Origin of the sequence: Knoellia sinensis KCTC 19936 (assembly GCF_000768705.1) — a bacterium.
Classification (GTDB): domain Bacteria; phylum Actinomycetota; class Actinomycetes; order Actinomycetales; family Dermatophilaceae; genus Knoellia; species Knoellia sinensis.
Map to the genome: position 1 here is coordinate 109,793 of NZ_AVPJ01000004.1, position 20,285 is coordinate 130,077.

16 protein-coding genes are annotated in these 20,285 nt (G+C 68.0%); 9 read left to right on the forward strand and 7 right to left on the reverse strand.

Translation table 11 applies throughout. The features are described from left to right. Positions 1 to 19: 19 nt before the first annotated feature. From N802_RS06970 to N802_RS07000, 7 genes are all read left to right on the forward strand, one after another. Complete coding sequence (locus N802_RS06970; protein WP_052109549.1) at positions 20 to 337, forward strand: DUF6504 family protein; 318 nt, start codon at positions 20 to 22, stop codon at positions 335 to 337. Positions 338 to 342: 5 nt separating this feature from the next. Further along, positions 343 to 753, forward strand: a complete 411-nt coding sequence (locus N802_RS06975) for an SAV_6107 family HEPN domain-containing protein (RefSeq protein ID WP_035914036.1) — start codon at positions 343 to 345, stop codon at positions 751 to 753. Positions 754 to 881: 128 nt separating this feature from the next. Further along, positions 882 to 4,763, forward strand: coding sequence for a DNA polymerase III subunit alpha (locus tag N802_RS06980; protein ID WP_035914037.1), 3,882 nt, complete (start codon positions 882 to 884; stop codon positions 4,761 to 4,763). A 66-nt stretch (positions 4,764 to 4,829) separates the two neighbouring features. Continuing rightward, positions 4,830 to 5,330, forward strand: coding sequence for an iron chaperone (locus N802_RS06985; protein ID WP_035914039.1), 501 nt, complete (start codon positions 4,830 to 4,832; stop codon positions 5,328 to 5,330). Between the two features lie 124 nt (positions 5,331 to 5,454). Beyond that, positions 5,455 to 6,231, forward strand: a complete 777-nt coding sequence (locus N802_RS06990; RefSeq protein ID WP_035914041.1) for a methyltransferase domain-containing protein — start codon at positions 5,455 to 5,457, stop codon at positions 6,229 to 6,231. 8 nt (positions 6,232 to 6,239) lie between these two features. Beyond that, positions 6,240 to 7,493 (forward strand): DNA polymerase IV, encoded by a 1,254-nt coding sequence (dinB, locus tag N802_RS06995; protein WP_035914042.1) that lies wholly within the window; start codon positions 6,240 to 6,242, stop codon positions 7,491 to 7,493. Positions 7,494 to 7,600: 107 nt separating this feature from the next. After that, the gene (locus N802_RS07000; RefSeq protein ID WP_035914044.1) at positions 7,601 to 8,005 is read left to right on the forward strand and encodes a DUF3040 domain-containing protein; all 405 of its coding nucleotides are present in this window, start codon (positions 7,601 to 7,603) and stop codon (positions 8,003 to 8,005) included. A 212-nt stretch (positions 8,006 to 8,217) separates the two neighbouring features. Here N802_RS07000 and N802_RS07005 read toward each other — a convergent pair whose 3' ends face one another. Next, positions 8,218 to 8,712: a DUF456 domain-containing protein gene (locus tag N802_RS07005; RefSeq protein ID WP_052109552.1), complete on the reverse strand. Its 495-nt coding sequence runs from the start codon at positions 8,710 to 8,712 to the stop codon at positions 8,218 to 8,220. 10 nt (positions 8,713 to 8,722) lie between these two features. Further along, positions 8,723 to 8,941, reverse strand: a complete 219-nt coding sequence (locus N802_RS07010) for a DUF7455 domain-containing protein (RefSeq protein ID WP_035914046.1) — start codon at positions 8,939 to 8,941, stop codon at positions 8,723 to 8,725. A 298-nt stretch (positions 8,942 to 9,239) separates the two neighbouring features. Here N802_RS07010 and N802_RS07015 point away from each other — a divergent pair, with 298 nt between their 5' ends. After that, a complete protein-coding gene (locus tag N802_RS07015) occupies positions 9,240 to 11,387 on the forward strand; it encodes a DNA gyrase/topoisomerase IV subunit B (protein ID WP_035914047.1) in 2,148 nt (715 codons plus the stop codon). Positions 11,388 to 11,554: 167 nt separating this feature from the next. Then, a complete protein-coding gene (locus N802_RS07020) occupies positions 11,555 to 13,027 on the forward strand; it encodes an APC family permease (protein WP_052109554.1) in 1,473 nt (490 codons plus the stop codon). A 30-nt stretch (positions 13,028 to 13,057) separates the two neighbouring features. Here the strand turns inward: N802_RS07020 and N802_RS07025 are convergent, their stop codons facing one another. The 5 genes from N802_RS07025 to N802_RS07045 form a co-directional block, all read right to left on the reverse strand. Continuing rightward, entirely contained in the window at positions 13,058 to 14,098 is a 1,041-nt protein-coding gene (locus N802_RS07025) for a LacI family DNA-binding transcriptional regulator (protein ID WP_245613849.1), read from the reverse strand. Position 14,099: 1 nt separating this feature from the next. Next, positions 14,100 to 15,047, reverse strand: coding sequence for a carbohydrate ABC transporter permease (locus N802_RS07030; RefSeq protein ID WP_035914050.1), 948 nt, complete (start codon positions 15,045 to 15,047; stop codon positions 14,100 to 14,102). Between the two features lie 3 nt (positions 15,048 to 15,050). Then, complete coding sequence (locus N802_RS07035; RefSeq protein ID WP_084071952.1) at positions 15,051 to 16,067, reverse strand: carbohydrate ABC transporter permease; 1,017 nt, start codon at positions 16,065 to 16,067, stop codon at positions 15,051 to 15,053. Positions 16,068 to 16,160: 93 nt separating this feature from the next. Then, positions 16,161 to 17,540 (reverse strand): ABC transporter substrate-binding protein, encoded by a 1,380-nt coding sequence (locus N802_RS07040; RefSeq protein ID WP_035914051.1) that lies wholly within the window; start codon positions 17,538 to 17,540, stop codon positions 16,161 to 16,163. A gap of 287 nt (positions 17,541 to 17,827) precedes the next feature. Next, positions 17,828 to 20,269, reverse strand: a complete 2,442-nt coding sequence (locus tag N802_RS07045; RefSeq protein ID WP_035914054.1) for a DNA gyrase/topoisomerase IV subunit A — start codon at positions 20,267 to 20,269, stop codon at positions 17,828 to 17,830. Positions 20,270 to 20,285 lie beyond the last annotated feature (16 nt).

A 20,285-nucleotide genomic window follows, 5' to 3' on the forward strand; every position in this document is an offset into this window, starting at 1 on the left:
GCCCTGAGGAGGCCATGTCGTGGTGCGCCGATACGAAGAACCGGTCGAGGTGCGGGTCGAGGCGACCCTTCCCGCCACTGAGGGTGCGGTCGCCCTGCGCCCACGACCGTCAGCGTTCGTCTGGCGGGGGCGGATCCTCCTCATCCGTGAGGTCCTCGACGACTGGAGCGAGCGGCGCTCGTGGTGGCGAGACCTCGGAGACCTCGGCGAGCGTCCGGAACGACACGTGTGGCGGGTCGAGGCCGGAAGTGCCGCGGGCACCGGTGTCTATGACCTCGCCTCCGACGCCGCCGACGGCTGCAGCGCCCCGTGGGTGCTCCTTCGGGCCCAGGACTGATCGCCATGGCTGCCGCTCCCGCCCTCGCCCTCCTCGAACAGTCCCGTCAGTGCCTTGCGGAGGCGTATGCCGCAGAGTTCGCCACTGCGCGCTACGTCACCTCTCAGGACGCCGCGATGCGTGCTGCCGCGGCTCTCGTCGCCGGTCACTCCCGCGGTGGGCGGAGCCGTCGCCAGGACCTCTGGCCGCTCCTTGCTGCGCGGGCACCCGAGCTGGGGGAGTGGGCCGACTTCTTCGCGCTCGCGGCCGTGCGTCGCCGGGAGGTCGAGGCGCACGCGGTTCGGGTCTCGGTGCGTGAGGCCGATGACCTGCTGCGTGCCGCCGAGACCTTCGTCGGGCTCGCCGGCACAACCTTGGGTATGCCGGGTGCCGACCGGAGTGTGCGTCGCCTCGCCGCCGCCCGCGGCACCGCCTGACACCCCCGACTTATTGCGCTTTCCGACCAAACCCCCGACTTATTGCGCTTTCCGGTCACGTCGGGACGGCCTTCGGCCGGAGCGACGTGACCGGAAAGCGCAATAAGTCGACAAGGACTCGAGCAGACATGATCAGCAAGAACGACTTCGTGCACCTCCACGTCGCATCGGGATTCTCGATGCGGTTCGGCGCCTCGACTCCCCAGGACCTCGTCGAGCGGGCCGCCGCACACGGCCAACCCGCTCTCGCCCTCACCGACCGCGACGGCCTCTATGGAGCCGTGCGCTTCGCGACGGCATGCGGTCAGGCAGGCATCGACACGATCCTCGGGGTCGACCTCGCCGTGGGGGAGGAGGCCGTGCCAGGACGTCGGACGCCCACGGTACGGACCCCGGTGCGCGGCGGGGCTGTTGTCGACCCGCGACTGCCGCGGGTCACTGTCCTCGCCCGCGGGGCGGGTGCGGGTGTCGGCCGTGGACTCGGGTGGGCTGCCCTGTGCCGACTCGTCACCGACACCCACCTGCGCGGCGAGCGGGGGGCCCCGGTGACCCTGCCCGATCTCATTGCCCACTGGTCCCGACCACACCCCGACTTTGTGCCCCATTGGGACGGCGAGCGCCAGCGAGCTGTCCCAATGGGGCACAAAGTCGAAGAGGTGGAGGGGCCAAGTCGGTTGCGGGTGTTGCTCGGTCCGGACTCCGACGTGGGGCGGGCCCTCCTCGCCCGCCGCCCCACCGAGGCCCGGGCCCGACTCGAGAGGTGGCGGGCGCTCCTGCCACCCGACGCCCTCGCCGTCGAGATCGTCGGCAACGGTGGGCCCGAGGGCACCCCGGGTTCGCGGGTCCATGCCCGGCATCTGCTCGGTCTCGCAGACGAGGCACGGGTCCCCGCCGTCCTCACCGCAGCCGTTCGGCACGCCGATCGTGACGGGGTGCGGACCGTCGACGTCCTCGACGCGGCCCGTCGGCTGGTCGTCCTCGACTCCCGCCACCTCGACAGGGTCACCGACGCCGGACACCTCGCGAGCAGCGAGGAGATGTGGCTGCGCGCCCTCGCGATCACCGGCGACAACGGTCGGGCCGCCCAGCTCATCGGTGCCACGCTGGCGCTCGCCGACGAGTGCATCCAGGACGCCCGGTCCGACCTCGGCATCGGCGCCGTCCACCTGCCCGAGCCCAGCATCCTCGGGATCGAGGCCGGGGTGGACCCGCAGCAGGTGCTCACCGAACGGTGCAGGACTGCCATCAGCGGACGGTTCCCTGCGCTGGGAGACGCGGGACGGCATACGGTGCTCTCCCGTCTCGACGACGAACTGCGCGTCATCGCCGATCTCGGCTACCCGACCTACTTCCTCACGGTCGCGGAGGTGACCGACCTCATCAAGGCGCGAGGAGTGCGCGTCGCGGCTCGCGGCTCCGGCGCGGGATCGCTCGTCAACTACCTCCTCGGCATCAGCGGTGTCGACCCGATCCGGCACGACCTGCTCATGGAGCGGTTCTGCTCGCCGTTGCGGGCCGAGCTGCCCGACATCGACATCGACGTGGAGTCGGCCCGGCGCACCGAGATCTACGAGGCGATCCTCGACCGGTTCGGCGGCGAGCGGGTCACGTGCGTGTCGATGATGGACACCTACAAGGTGCGACACGCGATCCGTGACGTCGGTGCTGCGCTCGGGATGCCACCGGTCGAGATCGACGAGATCGCCAAGGCCTTCCCGCACATCCGGGCCAAGGATGCCCGCAGCGCGATCGCCGATCTGCCCGAACTGCGTTCTCGCGGACTGGATGCGCCACGTCTCGACACCTTCTTCGAGCTCGTCGAACGCCTCGACGGTCTGCCCCGGCACATCGCCCTGCACCCCTGCGGTGTGGTGCTCTCCAACGCCGGGCTGCTCGACCGCACGCCGGTCGAGGCGAGCTGGCTCGGCTTCCCGATGAGTCACTTCGACAAGGACGACGTCGAGACCCTCGGGCTGCTCAAACTCGACGTCCTCGGCATCCGGATGCAGTCGGCGATGGCCCACGCCGTCGCCGAGGTGAAGCGCGTCGACGGGGTCGACGTGGACCTCGACGACGAGGCACAGGTGCCGCTCGACGACGAGGCGACGTTCCGCCTCATCCGCACTTCCCACACCCTCGGCTGCTTCCAGATCGAGAGCCCGGGTCAGCGCGAACTCATCGGCAAGTTCGGACCCGAGCGCTTCGGCGACCTCATCATCGACATCTCGCTCTTCCGGCCAGGGCCGGTCAAGTCCGACATGATCACGCCGTTCCTCGAGAGCCGGCACGGCTGGTCGAAGCGTCGGTTGCTGCACCCGACGCTCGAGTCCGCACTCGCCGAGACCGAGGGCGTCGTCGTCTTCCACGAACAGGTCCTGCGGATCGTCGCCGAGACGACGGGGGTCACGCTCGCCCAGGCCGACGAAGTGCGACGCACCATGGGCACGCCGAAGGGGCAGGACGACATCGAGGCGTGGTGGCGGCCCGCAGCGCGTGCTCGTGGCTACACCGCAGATGATCGCGACCGGATCTGGGAGGTGCTCAAGTCGTTCGCATCGTTCGGTTTCTGCAAGGCGCACGCGGCGGCGTTCGCGCTGCCGACCTACCACTCGGCCTGGCTCAAGACCCACCACCCGGCGGCCTTCCTTGCCGGGGTTCTCACCCACGACCCGGGCATGTATCCCAAGCGACTCATCCTCGATGACGCCCGCTCGCTCGGGATTGCCGTGCTCGGTCTCGACGTCAACGGGTCGGGTGACGCCTACCGCATCGAGCGACTCGAGAGTGGGGGACGTGACTTCACGCCGATCCACCCCGACCTGCCCGACGCGAGCGACTACGGCATCCGGCTCTCGCTCACCGACGTCAAGGGGATCAGTGGATCTGAGGTGGCGAGCATCGTTGCAGGACAGCCGTTCTCGAGCCTCGGTGACTTCTGGTCGCGAGCCACGGTGAGTCGCCCGGTTGTCGAGCGGCTCGTCCTCGCCGGGGCGTTCGACTCGATGCATGGCATCGGCGTCTCGGGCTCGGGACTCGGTCGGCGTGGGCGCATCACCCGCCGCGACCTCCTGCTCCACGTCGGTGAGCTCGACCGGTGGGAGAAGGCGACGAGGAGTGAACGTGGCAGTCGGGCTGGGCATTCGAGGCGAAGCCTCGGGGTCGGACGGCATACGCCACCGCCGTCCATCCGGGGCAGTGAAGTGCGCGAACGCGCGGCCGCCCAGTCGCAGGCGGCACGTCCTGTCGTGGCAGCCGCGGACCAGCCGGTCCAACTCACCCTCGACCTCGGCGACAGGCCCGAACTCACTCCTGGCACCGGCCTGCCCGAGATGACCGGCACCGAGCGGGTTCGGGCCGAACTCGACGTCCTCGGCCTCGACGCGTCGGCGCACGTCGTCGAGTTCTATGGTCCGATGCTCGACGCGCTGGGAGTGGTCCGCAGCCGCGATCTGCTCAAGGCGCGCAGCCGCAGTGAAGTGTGGGTCGCGGGAGTCAAGGTCGCGACCCAGACCCCGCCGATCCGTTCGGGTCGCCGGGTCGTCTTCCTCACCCTCGACGACTCGACCGGTCCCGTTGACGCAACCTTCTTCGAGGACGTCCAGGGCCCGTATGCCGCCACGGTCTTCCACTCCTGGCTCCTGTTGGTCCGTGGTGTCGTTCGTCGTACCGGCCCTCGGGGCATCTCGGTTCGCGCGACGGGGGCGTGGGAGCTCGCTGGCCTCTGGGATGCGTGGCGGGACGGCGGACACGCGGCAGTGGTGCGGGCGCTGGAAGCGGCCGATGCCGAGGCTGTTGCCCGGGCCGAGGCAGGGGAGCGGGAAGCAGATGCGCAGGGAAGGCGCCGGGTGCTCGTCCATGCGTCGGGGTTCAAGCAGTCGCCCTATGCCGACATCAAACCTGCGGGTGCGCCGGCGAACGACGGACACCTCGTCGCGTCGATCGCCGTGCCGGACCACGGCACGCCCTCGCGCAAGCTGTGGCACTCCAGTCCCGGTAGTTCCGGTCACTGATGGCGGAGATGCAGTTGGTCAGGAATCGAGAAGCGAGCGTCTCGACGCGGTCCTACGGTGAAACACATGACAACGAAGAAGACCGCAGCCAAGAAGGCCACAGCCACAAAGACCACAGCCACAAAGAGCACGGAGTCCAGCACCAAGAGCGGCTTCAACGCCGAAGAGCGCGCCGCGATGAAGGAGCGTGCCAAGGAACTCCGGGCGGAGGCCAAGGGCGCCAAGGATCGCGCGAAGGGCGAGGCGGACCTCCAGTCCAAGATCGCCGAGATGCCCGAGGACGACCGCGCCCTCGCCACGGCGATCCACCGGATCGTCACCGAGACGGCGCCCGATCTCATGCCCAAGACCTGGTACGGCATGCCCGCCTACGCCGATGCGAACGGGAAGGTCATCTGCTTCTTCAAGGCCGCCTCCAAGTTCGGTGTCCGCTACGGCGAGCTCGGGTTCAACGAGGACGCTGCTCTCGACGACGGCACGATGTGGCCGACCGCCTACGCCATCACCGAACTCACCCCTGCGCACGAGAATCTCATCGCGACACTCGTGGCGAAGGCGGTCGGCTGAGGCCACTGTCGTGCATGCCAACTAGGCTGGCTGGGCGCCGCGGAACTGTCCGTCGCGGCGTCCTGACCGCACACGACACGGCCTCACCGACAGACGGCCTCATTGAACAGAAGGTGGTGGACTCGTGACCGAGGACGCGACGATTGCCCGACGCACCGGGGTCTCATCTTCTCCGCGCACAGCAGCCATGTGGGCTGCCGTCGACGAGGTCGTCCGAGCGCGCAGCGCCGAGCTCGCGCGGCCGCTGCGCGTCATCGACCTGGGCGGTGGCACAGGTGGCCTCGCCGTCCCCCTCGCCGTCGCGGGACACGACGTCACCGTGGTCGACCCCAGCCCGGACGCACTGGCCTCCTTGCGCCGCCGGGCGGCCGAGGCACAGGCGTCGTCGCGCGTCAGCGCTGTCCAGGGTGACGCCGAGACGCTCGCGTCACTCATCGGCCGCGACCGCCCCGACCTCGTCCTCTGCCACGGCACGCTCGAATACGTCGATGACGCCGAGGCGACCCTGGCGCACATCGCGGGAGTCCTCTCGTCCGGCGGCATTCTCAGCCTCGTCGTCCCGCAGCGGTCGGGGGCAGTGCTCGCACGCGCCCTCGCTGGCCAGTTCGGTCAGGCGCGTGCGGCCCTCGACCGCCCGGACGGGCGTTGGGGTGACGGCGATCCGGTGCCGCGCCGGTTCGACCGTGCCGGCGTCATCGGCCTCGTCGAGACCGCTGGGCTCGAGCTGACGGCGGCGCACGGCATCCGCATCTTCAGTGACCTCGTCCCATCGGCACTCGTCGACTCCGACGCCGATCGCGCCGCCCTCCTCGACCTCGAGAAGGCGGTCACCGAGCATCCGGAGTTCGCTGTGCTCGCCGACCTCGGCACCTCGTTGCACGTCATCGCCACCCGACCCTGAGAGCGGCCATGAGCCGTCGCCAGTTCAGCCTTCCCCACCGCTCGTCGACCGAACCTCCAGACGACACCGGCTGCACGATCCTGCACGTCGACATGGATGCGTTCTATGCCTCGGCGACCCTGCTGTCGCACCCCGAACTTGTCGGCACCCCCGTGATCATCGGTGGCGGCAACCGTGGTGTCGTCCTGTCGGCGACCTATGAGGCGCGTCGGTTCGGCGTGGCCTCGGCCATGCCGATGACTCGTGCCAGACGGTTGTGCCCCCAGGCCACGGTCCTGCCGCCGGACCATCGCCTGTATGCCGCGATCTCGTCCGCGGTGATGGCCACCTTCAGGGCCATCACGCCCGAGATCGAGCCACTGTCGCTGGACGAGGCCTTCCTCGACGTCTCTGGCGCCGTGCGCCGGCTCGGGTCTCCGGCCACCATCGGTGCACAGATCCGAGACACGGTCCACGACGAGCAGGGCATCACCTGCTCGGTGGGAGTCTCGTCGACCAAGTTCGTCGCCAAGATCGCCTCCGGCCTCGCCAAGCCCGACGGCATGGTCGTGGTGCCCCGCGATGAAGTGATCCCCTTCGTGCAACAACTGCCGGTCGGGGCGTTGTGGGGCGTGGGAGACAAGACCGAGGAGCAGTTGTTGCGTCTGGGCCTGCGCACCGTGGCCGACATCGCGCACACTCCGCTGCCGACGCTCATCCGTGGGATGGGGGAGGCAGCCGGGAACCATCTCCATGAACTTGCCTGGGGGAGGGACCCTCGGCCCGTCCACCGCGAGCATCGTGAGAAGAGCATCGGCGCCGACGAGACGTTCGAGTACGACATCGACGACCCGCGCGAGATTCACCGCCACCTGCTCAAGCTCAGTGACCGCACGGCGGCCCGTCTGCGTGCCGCCCGGCTGACCGGCCGGACCGTCTCGATCAAGGTGCGCTTCTCGGACTTCACGACCATCACGCGCGCCCGCACGCTTCGCGAGCCGACGGACACGAGCCGTGACATCTACGAGACCGCGACATCACTCTTCGATGCCCTCGGACTCCAGCGTGCGCGCATCCGGCTCGTCGGGGTGCGGCTCGAGAAGCTCGTTGCCGTCGAGGCCGCCCCGATCCAGGGAAAGCTCGGCGAGCCCGATCACGGCTGGCGGGACGCAGACCGGGCCGTCGACCGCGCCAGCGCCCGCTTTGGGGCAGGTTCGGTGCGCCCGGCGAGCCTCATCGACAGGGGCCGACCTTCCCCCCGTGGCGATCGCGACCTATCCTGAGGTGACCAGCACCGAGGCTGGTGTAGCAACGAAACCGCAGCGCCAGACGTTGTCCTTGGTGGAAGATCATCAGGAGAACCCCATGCGCCGCACACCGGGAGGACGCCGTGCCGCTGTCTGAGCACGAGCAGAGAATGCTCGAGCAGTTGGAGCAGGCTCTCGCCGCCGAAGACCCCAAGTTCGCCTCGAGCATGGAGGGTTCGCGACGTGGGGGTCCCACGCGCCTCCGGTGGATCGTCGGTGTCGTCGGCGTGCTGGTCGGCCTCGGTCTCGTCCTCGTGGGCATCCAGACGACCCTCTGGGTCGGTGTCGGGGGCTTTGCGGTCATGGTCGCTGCGGTCGCCTACGCGCTCACTCCGCCCCGGCGTGGTGGAGGCGGCAAGCTGGCGGTCGTGCGCGATGACGGCACCAAGGGCCCCACGGCATCGGGCCGCAAGCAAAAGAGCGGGCCGGGCTTCATGGGCAAACTCGACGACCGCTGGGACAAGCGCGGGCGCGACGGCTGGAACTGACCCGCTGCCCGGATCGCCCCTCGCGTCGTGCCTGACGCGCTAGCCGCCCCTACGGCTGCGCGCGCGTCCGTCCTGAGTTCTTGTCACTACGCGCTCCCTGCGCGCGGAGTCCTACGCGTCGGACGCGCGTCCCGCACGACGCCACGGGTCGACCCGTGCCGGAGTCCTGCGGCTGTGTCACTTCATCGGCGGGCGCGAGACGTCGGGCTCTCCTAGGTGGCAATGACGCCGATGACCCAGGTCGCCGCGATGAGCAGGCCCGCGCAGAGTTCGATGCCCATGCTCATGGCGATCGCCTTGAGGGCGTGCTTCGTCCGTGCCCAGGCCTGAGCGCGATCGCGGCTGCGGCTCTGCTCGACGAGGAAGATCCCGAGCACGAATCCCACGAAGAAGCCGACGATCGGGATGACGAACATGCCCACGATGCCCAGTAGCACCGCCAGCAGCAGAGTCGAGGTCTTCACGCCCTGTTGGCGCAGACGCTTGCCCGGCACGAGGAACTGGGTGGCGACGCCCACGATGTAGATCGCGAGACAGATCCCGAAAACGGTCCACGCAGTGCTGCCGCCAGTTTCGTAGGCCCAGAGAAGGACGCCCAGAACGGCCACGAGAAGACCCGGGATGACCGGAACGACGATGCCGACGATTCCCACAATGATGAGAATCGCCGGCACCCAGGTCGTGGTGCTCTCCGGCAGGAGGTTCACCTGTGCAGTGTCAGACGTCGATGTCCGCGACGGTGGGCGGCTCCGTCAGACGGTCGCTCTCGTCCACGATCTCCGCGTGGTCGCGGAGCTTCGGAAGGTGCTCGCGCCCGTGGTGAGCGCAGAAGAGCAACTCACCGCCGACGTGGAGCGTGGCGCGGACATAGGCCTGGGCACCGCAACGGTCGCAGCGGTCCGCGGCGGTCAGGGTGGGTGCCAGTGCGGTGGTCACATCGGCCTCCTCGGCTGATCTCGTCAGTTGGCCCACGCGGATGCGTGGGCGTCAAGCGTTGCAACAGTCAAACACGCCAACCTCTTCCCCGGTGGGAGGTGACCGTCGTTGTGACCGATCCGATGCCGACTGTGACAATCATTGCCCACGGCACCGACAGCGCGCCTCGGCGGGGTCGTCGGTGGGCAGGGCTAGCCTGTGGCCGAACGCGCGAGGTGAGTGGACGGCATACGAGTTCCGCCCCGGAACCCCATGGCACAGTCCGCACCGGCGCACCGCCGCACGACCGAAGGAACGCATGAGCCCCACGTCCCCGGCCAAGAAGGCCGCGACGAGCAAGTCCTCGTCCGACTACAGCGCGCATCACCTCCAGGTCCTCGAGGGCCTCGAGGCCGTGCGCAAGCGGCCGGGCATGTACATCGGGTCGACCGACAGTCGCGGTCTCATGCACTGCCTCTGGGAGATCATCGACAACGCCGTCGACGAGGCTCTTGGTGGACACGGTGACCGGATCGACGTGATCCTCCACCAGGACGGATCGGTCGAGGTGCGTGACCAGGCGCGCGGCATCCCGGTGGACATCGAGCCGCGGACCGGGCTCACGGGCGTCGAGGTGGTGTTCACCAAGCTGCACGCCGGAGGCAAGTTCGGAGGTGGCTCCTACACGGCGTCCGGTGGTCTGCACGGCGTCGGTGCGTCCGTCGTCAACGCCCTCTCGGCGCGTCTCGACGTCGAGGTCGACCGGGGAGGCAAGACCTACGCGATGAGCTTCCGGCGCGGGGAGCCCGGATACTTCCCGGATGTCGCGACCCACGACAAGAGCCCCGACCACGAGTTCACGCCCTACGAGCGCAGCAGTGAGCTCGCTGTCGTCGGCAAGGCGAAGCGCGGCGCCACGGGCACCCGGATCCGCTACTGGGCGGACCCGCAGATCTTCCTCAAGGACGCCGCGTTCGACTACGAGCAACTGGTCGCCCGTGCGCGCCAGACCTCGTTCCTCGTCCCCGGGCTCACCCTGGTCATCCGGGACGAGCGGCGGCTCCCCGGCACCGCAGGCGAGGGCGGCCCACATGAAGAGGTTTTCGTCCACGACGGCGGGATCAGCGAGTTCGCCGAGTTCCTCGCGCCCGACCCCTCTGTCACTGACGTGTGGAGGCTTCAGGGCAGCGGCCACTTCACCGAGACCGTCCCGGTGCTCGACTCCAAGGGTCACATGACACCGCAGGATGTCGAGCGTGAGTGTGAGGTCGACATCGCTGTCCGCTGGGGCACGGGCTACGACGCCAAGGTCAGTTCCTTCGTCAACATCATCGCGACGCCGAAGGGCGGCACCCACCTCGCGGGATTCGAGCAGGCGTTGCTCAAGGTCTTCCGCAAGCAGCTCGAGGTGAACTCCCGCCGGCTCAAGGTCGGCAACGACAAGGTGGACAAGGACGACATCCTCGCCGGGCTCACGGCTGTCGTCACCGTCCGCCTGGCCGAGCCGCAGTTCGAGGGGCAGACGAAGGAGGTGCTCGGCACCAATGCCGTGCGCGCCATCGTGGGGCGGGTCGTCGAGAAGGAGCTCACGACCCGGCTGACCTCGACCAAGCGTGGCGAGAAGCAGCAAGCCGCGAGTCTGCTCGAGAAGGTCACCGCCGAGATGAAGTCGCGCATCAGCGCGCGACTGCACAAGGAGACCCAGCGCAAGAAGAACGCGCTCGAGACGTCGTCCCTGCCGGCCAAGCTCGCCGACTGCCGAAGCAATGACATCGAGCGCACCGAACTGTTCATCGTCGAGGGGGACAGCGCGCTCGGCACTGCCAAGTTGGCGCGCGACTCCGACGTGCAGGCGTTGCTCCCGATCCGGGGCAAGATCCTCAACGTTCAGAAGGCGTCGCTGACGGACATGCTCGGCAACGCCGAATGCGCCGCGATCATCCAGGTCATCGGGGCGGGCTCGGGCCGCACCTTCGACGTGGACGCCGCACGCTACGGCAAGGTCATCATCATGACCGACGCCGATGTCGACGGCGCCCACATCCGCACGCTGTTGCTCACGCTCTTCTTCCGCTACATGCGTCCACTCGTCGAGGCGGGCAAGGTCTATGCCGCAGTGCCGCCGCTGCACCGGATCGAGGTCGCTGGGGCCGGGGCTCGCAAGGGCGAGCTCCTCTACACGTACTCCGAGGGCGAGATGCGCAAGACGGTGGCATCGCTCACCAAGCGGGGCCGCACCATCAAGCAGCCGATGCAGCGCTACAAAGGCCTGGGAGAGATGGACGCGGACCAGCTCGCAGAGACGACCATGGATCCCCGCCACCGGACGTTGCGCAAGGTGACGATGGCGGACGCCGAGCAGGCCGAGCGCATCTTCGAGCTGCTCATGGGCAACGAAGTGGCCCCCCGCCGCGACTTCATCGTGCGCGGGTCCGCCCAGCTCGACCGCGAGCGCATCGACGCCTGACCCTCATCGGGTTCGGGTGCGGACCAGCGTCAGCGCGAGCTGAACCCGTGCACTTCGGCGACTGCACGGCATACGGGTGCGTTTGTCGTTGCCCTGACGCGTGATCTGGGCCACAGTGGGCCGGAGAGGCGTCGGCACTCCGGCGCGCCGACCAGGAGGGTTTCCAGATGAGTGGTCACACCGACGATCGCAGCGGGACAGGGGTCATTGACGCACCGGAGGGTGGTCAGCACGAGCTCAAGCGGGTCATGGGCCCGCGGCTGCTGCTCCTGTTCATCGTCGGGGACATCCTCGGCACAGGCGTCTATGCGCTGACGGGAGCCGTCGCCGGCGAAGTGGGCGGGGCGGCCTGGGCGCCGTTCCTCGTGGCCTTCATCGTTGCGACGATCACCGCCTTCTCGTACCTCGAACTCGTCACGAAGTACCCGCAGGCCGCGGGCGCTGCGCTGTATGCCCACAAGGCCTTCGGCATCCACTTCGTCACCTTCCTCGTGGCCTTCGCGGTCATGTGCTCGGGCATCACCTCCGCGTCGACGGCGTCAGTGGCGTTCGCTCGCTTCCTGAGCGACGGGTTGTCGTTGGAATGGGGAGCCGGGAGCGCATCGCTGCTCCTCGTCGCACTCGGCTTCATGACCTTGGTGGCGGCGATCAACTTCCGCGGCGTCGGCGAGAGCGTGAAGGCCAATGTGGTGCTCACCCTGGTCGAACTCTCCGGTCTGCTCATGATCATCTTCATCGGCCTGTATGCCGTGACGCAGGGTCGCGCGGACTTCTCCCGGGTCGTCGTCTTCGACAGTCCGAGTGACAAGAGCACGTTCTTTGCGATCACCGCGGCCACGTCTCTCGCCTTCTTCGCGATGGTCGGCTTCGAGGACTCGGTCAACATGGCCGAGGAGACCAAGGACCCGATCCGCGACTTCCCTCGCGTGATGCTCACCGGCCTCGGGATCACGGGCACCATCTACATCCTCGTCGCGATCACGGCGGTCGCCCTCGTGCCGGTGGGCCAACTCGCCGATCCGGATGCTGAAGCCGCCCTGACCCAGGTGGTCAAGGCGGGCGCGCCGGACTTCCCGTTCGACAAGGTCTTCCCGTTCATCGGCATGTTCGCGGTCGCCAACTCGGCCCTGATCAACATGCTCATGGCAAGCCGACTGCTCTATGGCATGGCCAAGCAGGAGGTCCTTCCGCCCTTCCTCGGCAAGGTGCACCCCACGCGTCGCACGCCGTGGGCGGCCATCATCTTCACGACCGTGATCTCGTTCGGCCTCATCTACTTCGTCGCGACGCAGGCCGAATCCAACATCATCTCGGCCCTCGGCGGAACGACCGCGCTGCTCCTTCTCGGCGTGTTCACGATCGTCAACATCAGCGTGCTCGTGCTGCGCAAGGTCAAGCTGGACCACAAGCACTTCGTCGCTCCCACCGTGCTGCCGATCCTGGGTGCGATCACGTGTGCGTTCTTCGTCGGGCCGTGGACCGGCCGCGACACCATCCAGTACACGATTGCCGGCTGGCTGTTGGGCATCGGAGTCGTCCTCTGGGCGCTCACCTGGCTCGCCAACAGGTTCTTCTTCGCCAAGAAGACCTACATGCGCGACCCCGAGGAGCTCGAGGACCCCGACCACCAGCATCACTGAGCGAGTGGGGTTCGCGCCGTCCGACCTCCCTCAGGAGGCGGGCGGCGCGGTGCTGCTCCGCACGATGAGTTCGGTGGGCACGACGACCTCCGTCGGTCCACCCCCCGAGGGGCCGTAGCCAAGCGCACGCAGCAGGATCTCGGCGGCCTCGCGTCCCTGCGCTGCGACATCCTGCCGCACGGTCGTGAGGCCCAGGACGTTGCTCAGTGCGTGATCGTCGATGCCGATGACGGAGAGATCCTCCGGGATGCGCACGCCCTGGGCGCGAGCCGCCGCCATCGCGCCGATCGCCATCTCGTCGGAGGCGGCAGCGACAGCGGTGGGCCGGTCGGCGCTCGCGAGCAGGGTGCGCATGTCCTCGGCGGCGCTGTCGGCAGTCCATGCCGAGCCCAGGATCCATTGCTTGTGCTCCTCGAGGCCGTGTGAACGCATCACCTCGCGGAAGGCCTCCAGTCGAGCCTGGGGGGTTTGGATGTGCGCGACGTTCGAGGGGATGGCCCCGATGTAGGCGATGCGTTCGTGGCCCAGCGACACGAGGTGCTCCGTGGCCAGGCGCATGGCCAGGGCGTCGTCGATGCGGACATTGGGCCGATCGGCCACGGCGGTGCCGATCGCGACGAGCGGCAGCCCAAGCCGGTCGACGAGCTCGAGCTCCTGGTCGGTCATGGGGAGGTTGAGGGTGATGACCCCGTCGACGCGCTTCCACAGCATGTTCTGGGACAACGGCAGCCGTTGGTTGTCGCTGTCGTCCTCGAGATCGAACAGGAGCACGTGGTGCCCGTGCTGGCGCAGGGTCTTCTCGATGGCACTCACGAGCGTGGCGAAGAACCAGCGCATGAGGAAGGGTGCGACGACCCCCACGACCTGGGTGCGCCCGGAGGCGAGTGAGGTGGCCGTCGGGCTCGCGACGTAGTCCAGGTCCTCTGCGACCTTGAGCACGCGCTCACGGGTGCGTGGGCTGACCCTGTCCAGCCCACGGAGTGCGCGGGAGACCGTGGCCACTGAGACCCCGGCCTCCCGCGCAACATCCGTGATCGTGCTCATCCGCCGACGGCGGTCCGGAGCAGTCATGTCAGCCCTTCAGGCCACCCGCGAGGAGGCCCCGAACGAAGAACCGCTGGAGTGCGAGGAACACTGCGACCGGCACGATCATCGAGATGAACGCACCCGCGGACAGGAGGTACCACGCTGTGCCTCGAGATCCCGACAGCTCGGCAACCCGCACCGTGATGGGTGCGACGTCCGGGGTGCCGCCGAGGAACACGAGGGACACGAGCAGGTCGTTCCACACCCACAGGAACTGGAAGATGCCGAACGCCGCCAGAGCGGGGGTGAGCAGGGGCAGCAGGATCTTGAAGAAGATCGTCACGTGCCCGGCCCCGTCGACCCGCGCCGCCTCCATGAGTTCGCCCGGGAGCTCCCTCATGAAGTTGTGGATGAGGAAGGTCGCCAGCGGGAGCGCGAAGATCGTGTGTGACAGCCACACGCTCCAATAGGACGCGCCGAACCCCAGCTTGTTGACGTAGATGTCGAGAAGCGGGATGAGCGCGATCTGGAGAGGGACGATCTGCAGCGCGAAAACGGCCACGAAGAGTGCATCGCGACCCGGGAAGGGCATCCAGGCGAACGCGTAGGCGGCCAGGGAGGCGAGGAAGAGCGGCAGGAGCACCGCGGGAAGGGTGATGACGATCGTGTTGATGAAGTACTGACCCAGGCTCGCCGACGTGCCCGGCTCGAGGGCCTGCCGGTAGTTGTCGAGCGTGAAGGCGCCAGGGTTGGCGAAGGCGTTCCACCACCCGTCACGGTTGATGTCGCGCTGCGACCGGAAGGAGGTCACGAGCAGGCCGACTGTGGGCGTGGTCCACAGGACGGCGATGATCACGGCGATCAGGGATGCCCAGCGCGACGTCACGGCGCTGGCGGCGTCACCGGTGGCGGACTTCTTGGCCTTCTTGGTGGGGACGGGCGCCTCGTCGGGGTCGATCGACTCGGGCGTGGGTGCCGGTTGGAGGGTGCTCACGGCTCAGGCCTCCTTGCGCATCTGGACGATGTTGTAGGCGACGATCGGGATGACGAGGACGAACAGGAGGACCGCGAGGGCGGCGCCCAGTCCGGCTGCGTCGAAGCGGAAACTCTGGCTGTAGAACTCGTTGGCGACGACCGAGGTGTCGAACTGCCCCGCCGTCATGGTCCGAACGATGTCGAAGACCTTGAGCGTGCCTATGCCGATTGTCGTGAGGACGACGACGAGGGCGGCCCGGATGCTCGGCAAAGTGATGTGCCGGAACATCTTGAAGCCATAGACACCGTCGAGGTGGGCCGCCTCGATGATGTCGTCCGGGATGGCCTTGATCGCCGCGGACAGGATGGTCATCGCGAAGCCGGCTTGGATCCAGACCATGACGATGATGAGCATGAACGTGTTGAGCGGGGCGTCGAGGAGCCATTGCCGAGTCTCGAGACCGAGCATCTTGAAGATCTGGTTGAGCAGCCCGATCTGGTCCCGTTCGGTCTGCTTGTACTGGTAGACGAACTTCCAGATGATGCCGGCGCCGACCATGGAGATGGCCATCGGCAGGAAGATCAGGGCCTTGGCGAAGGCCTCTCCGCGCGCCCGGTCGATGAGGATGGCGTAGAGCAGCCCGATGGCTGTCGCGAGGAACGGCACGAGGATGACCCACAGCGCCGTGTTGCGCAGCACGATGAGGAGTTCGGGCTCGGTGAACATGGCCGTGTAGTTCTCGAACGTGAAGTCACCGTTGCCCTGCCGCCCGCGGAAGGACTGGATGATCGTCAGGATCGCGGGATACATGAGGCCGACTGCGAGGAGCAGGACGGCCGGCGCGGCGAAGAGCATGCCCTGGGCCTTCTCGCCCCCGCGTCCCTTGAACAGGGAAGCCAGGAAGAGGACGAGGCCGAAGACCGCGGCGAAGAAGGCCACCGCGAAGAACATGAGAAGGAATTTGCCCAACGTGCTCTCGGCACGGAGGAAGGGCTCGGGGATTGCGGACGGCGCGATGCTCAGCATGCTCGCGACCATGACTCCACCTCCAGAAATGACGGGTGCTGCAGCAGGGAAAGCCGGGGTGAGGTGGAACCCACCCCACCCCGGCGTGTGACCTGGGAGCTCAGGTCAGGACTTGGGCCAGGAGTTCTCGATGAAGTCGAGAGTGGCCTTGTCGTCCTGCCCGGTGATCCAGTCGGTCATACCCTTCCAGAACGTGCCCGATCCGACGGCACCCGGCATGAGGTCCGAGCCATCGACGCGGGACGTGGACGCCTCGTCGGTCAGCATCTCGACCGACAGCTTGTCGACGGCGTTCTTGACCAGTGCCGGGTCCGCGTTCTTGTTGGCGGTGACACACCCACCCAGACCACAGGTCTTGGCGCGCTCGTCGGCCCATTCGACCGAGGAGAGGTAGGTCTGGAAGGCCTTGACCTCGGGACGGTCGGCGAAGGCGGCAACCCACTCACCACCGGTGAGGACCGGCTTGGTCGTCGCGTCCTTGGCGGGGAGGTAGAAGGCCCAGACGTCGCCGTCCTCGGCGACGTTGGTGCCCTCCGGGAAGTTCGCGGCGTAGAAGGACGCCTGACGGTGCATGTAGCAGCCGCCGTTGTCGAGGAGCGGCAGCCCGGCGTCCTGGAAGGACGTCGAGGCGATCGTCTTGACGTCGCCGTAGCCGCCGTTGACGTACTTCGGGTTCTTGAGGATCTTGCCGACCTCGGCGATGGCGGTGGCCACGGCGGGGTCGTTGAACGGGATCTCGTGGTTGACCCACTTGTCATAGGTCTCGGGGCCGGCAGTGCGGAGCATGACGTCTTCGATCCAGTCCGTGGCCGGCCACCCGGTGGCGTCACCGGACTCGATGCCGGCGCACCACGGCTTGCCGTCAGGGTCATCGGTGGCGATCTTGTCCGTGAGCGTCAGGAGTTCGTCCCACGTGGTGGGGATCTCGTAGCCCTTCTCCTCGAACGCCGCCGGTGAGTACCAGACGAACGACTTGACGTTGGCGCCCAGGGCCGCGGCGTAGAACTTCCCGTCGACCTCGCCGTAGGTCTTCCAGTCGGGCATGTTGGCCTCGACGTTCTTGACGACCTCCGGCGGCGCTTCGACGACCTTGCCGGTCTCGACCATCGTCCTGAGGAGGCCCGGCTGTGGGAGGTAGGCGATGTCTGGGGCGTTGCCACCCTTGACGCGCACGGGGAGCTGGGCCTCGAACTCCTTCGAGCCTTCGTACTCGATCTCGACGCCGGTGCAGGCCTCGAACGGCTTGTAGGAGTTGATGTGCGGCTCGTCCTCGGGGGCCGTGATCGAGGTGTAGACCTTCACCTTCTTGCCGTCGAGCTCACCGAACGCCTCGTAGGGCGCGCAGTCGATCTCGGTGGCAGCTCCGGCGCCGGCGTCTGCGTCGCCGCCGCCGTCATCCGAGGAGCCGCAGGCCGCGAGTCCGAGGGAGACCGCCACGAGGCCCGAGAGGACCATCGCTGAGCGGCGCTGTGATTTGTGGGCCATTGCCCGCCTCCATCTGTTGCAGGGGACGCGCCGGGGCCGTCGCTGACCTCAGCGCTGAGGTGATCCGCTCGCAGTGTAAAAGCGGTTACACAGCGGAGGCCAGCCCCTACCCCCAAATGTGTTGTCACGATCACATAACGCGTTCGTCACAATCCGCACGAGTGCGGCCCACGCCTGGGGTATGCCGTCCGCCCGCCGACCCAAGCTCACCTCGCCCTCGACTTTGTGCCCGTTTGGGACAACTCGCTGGCGCTCGCCGTCCCAAACGGGCACAAAGTCGACCGTGGTCAGGACTGGGGTGAGCCGATGCCGGTGATGACCGCCGAACCCTGGACGCCCGAACCGTCCCGGCGACCGTTGGCCTCGGGGAGTTCGATGGCGACCCCGCCGGCACCGCTGGCCCGAGCGGGCACGGCACCGACCCACGCGAGGACGAGGGTGTCCTCGCCCTTGAGGAAGCGATGCGCACGCACGCCGCCGGTGCCGCGCCCCTTCGTGGGGTACTCGGCATAGGGAGTCGCCTTGATCGCGCCCGGCTGGGTGCCGGGAAGGGCGTCGGTCGACCCGCTGGCCGTGACCACGATGGCGTCCCGTGACGGGTCGACCACCCCGAACCACGCCACGCGCTGGCCTGCGTTGACTCGCACACCTGCGATACCCCCACCCGAACGTCCCTGTGGCCGAACGGAATTCGCGGCGAAGCGCAGGAGCTGGGCGTCGGAGGTGACGAAGACGAGGTCCTCGTCGCCGGTCACGACCTGGCCAGCGCCGACTACGGTGTCGCCCGGCTTGAGCGAGATGACCTCCCAGTCGTGCGACTTGGGTTGGTCAGCGGTGACTCGCTTCACGACGCCCTGCGCCGTGCCGAGGGCAAGGCCCGGGCCGTCGGCGGCGAGCGACACGACCGACACGGGCTCCTCGCCCCGTGGCAGGTCGACATAGGCCGCCAAGGGAGCGCCCCCGGACAGCGAAGGTGCTCCGCCAAGCGGGGGGAGGGTTGGCAGTTCGAGCGCGTTGATCCGAATCATCCGGCCGAGGCTCGTCACGAGACCCACCTCACCGCGCGCGGTGGTCCGGACCGCCGCGACGACGGCGTCGTGCTTCGCCCTCGGGCCCTCGGCGGGGATCGGTTCCGCATTCGACGTGCGTGCAAGCAATCCGGTCGACGACAACAGGACCCAGCACGGGTCGTCGGCCACCTCGAGCGGGGCGGCGGTGCTCACCGGATTGCCTGCCGACTCGAGCAGCACCGTGCGACGAGGGGTGCCGTACTTCTTGGCGACCTCGGCGAGTTCCCCGGACACCGTCCGGTGCAGCAGCTTCTCGTCGCCGAGGATCGCCTCGAGCTCCTCGATCTGCTTCTGAAGCTCGTCGCGTCGCTGCTCGAGCTCGAGTCGCGAGAACTTCGTCAGTCGGCGCAGCTGGAGGTCGAGGATGTGGTTGGCCTGGACCTCGCTGAGGTCGAAGACGTCCATGAGTCGGGCTCGAGCGGTCGCCGTGTCCTCGCTGGACCGGATGAGCTGGATGACCTCGTCGATGTCGAGGATGGCGATGAGCAGACCCTCGACGAGGTGCAGTTGGTCCTGCGCCTTGCGCAGCCGGAACGCCGTGCGGCGTCGCACCACGTCGATCCGGAACTCGACGTAGTGGCGCAGGAGGTCCTTGAGCCCCAGCGTCTGCGGCTGGCCCTCGACGAGAGCGACGTTGTTGATGCCGAAGGAGTCCTCCATCGGGGTGAGCTTGTAGAGCTGCTCGAGGACCGCCTCGGGGTTGAAGCCGTTCTTGACCTCGATGACGAGACGGAGCCCGTGCTTGCGGTCGGTCAGGTCCTTGACGTCGCTGATGCCCTGGAGCTTCTTGCCCTGCACGAGCGTCTTCATCCGCTCGATGACCTTCTCGGGGCCGACGAGATAGGGGAGTTCGGTGACCACGATGCCGGACTTGCGCGGGGTGATCTTCTCGATCCTGGCGGTGGCTCGCGTCCGGAACGTGCCCTTGCCGGTGAGGTACGCGTCGCGGATGCCGTCAAGGCCCACGATCCGGCCACCGAGTGGGAGGTCGGGGCCGGGGACGAACTTCATGAGGTCGTCAAGGCTGCAGTTCGGGTGCGCAATGAGGTGCCGGGCAGCGCCGATGACTTCGACGAGGTTGTGCGGCGGCATGTTCGTCGCGAACCCCACCGCAATGCCGGAGACCCCGTTGACGAGGAGGTTGGGATACGAGGCCGGCAGGACCCCGGGCTGGAGCAGCTGGTCGTCGTAGTTGGGGACGAAGTCGACGGTGTCCTCGTCGAGGCTCGCCGTCATCGCGAGCGCCGCCGGCGCCAGCCGGGCCTCCGTGTAGCGCGACGCGGCAGGGCCATCGTCGAGGGAGCCGAAGTTGCCGTGGCCGTCCACGAGGGGCAGGCGCATCGTGAACGGCTGCGCCATGCGCACCAGGGCGTCGTAGATCGCCGTGTCGCCGTGCGGGTGGTACTTGCCCATGACGTCGCCGACGACGCGCGAGGACTTCACGTGGCCCTTGTCGGGGCGCAGACCCATCTCGCTCGTCGAGTAGAGGATGCGGCGCTGGACCGGCTTGAGCCCGTCACGGACGTCCGGAAGGGCGCGCGAGTGGATGACCGACACGGAGTACTCGAGGAACGCGTTCTGCATCTCGAGCCCGACATCGATGTCGACGATGTTCTCGGCGATCTCTTCGTCGGTCTGGGAGGTCGTGCGCTTGGCCATGGAGGTGACGGCTTGC

Excerpts from the sequence above, each read along its gene's own strand:
- N802_RS06975 (WP_035914036.1), top strand. The coding sequence starts at position 343 with ATGGCTGCCGCTCCCGCCCTCGCCCTCCTCGAACAGTCCCGTCAGTGC.
- N802_RS06980 (WP_035914037.1), top strand. The coding sequence starts at position 882 with ATGATCAGCAAGAACGACTTCGTGCACCTCCACGTCGCATCGGGATTC.
- N802_RS06985 (WP_035914039.1), top strand. The coding sequence starts at position 4,830 with ATGACAACGAAGAAGACCGCAGCCAAGAAGGCCACAGCCACAAAGACC.
- dinB (WP_035914042.1), top strand. The coding sequence starts at position 6,240 with ATGAGCCGTCGCCAGTTCAGCCTTCCCCACCGCTCGTCGACCGAACCT.
- N802_RS07015 (WP_035914047.1), top strand. The coding sequence starts at position 9,240 with ATGAGCCCCACGTCCCCGGCCAAGAAGGCCGCGACGAGCAAGTCCTCG.
- N802_RS07020 (WP_052109554.1), top strand. The coding sequence starts at position 11,555 with ATGAGTGGTCACACCGACGATCGCAGCGGGACAGGGGTCATTGACGCA.
- N802_RS07025 (WP_245613849.1), bottom strand. The coding sequence starts at position 14,098 with ATGACTGCTCCGGACCGCCGTCGGCGGATGAGCACGATCACGGATGTT.
- N802_RS07035 (WP_084071952.1), bottom strand. The coding sequence starts at position 16,067 with ATGGTCGCGAGCATGCTGAGCATCGCGCCGTCCGCAATCCCCGAGCCC.
- N802_RS07040 (WP_035914051.1), bottom strand. The coding sequence starts at position 17,540 with ATGGCCCACAAATCACAGCGCCGCTCAGCGATGGTCCTCTCGGGCCTC.
- N802_RS07045 (WP_035914054.1), bottom strand. The coding sequence starts at position 20,269 with ATGGCCAAGCGCACGACCTCCCAGACCGACGAAGAGATCGCCGAGAAC.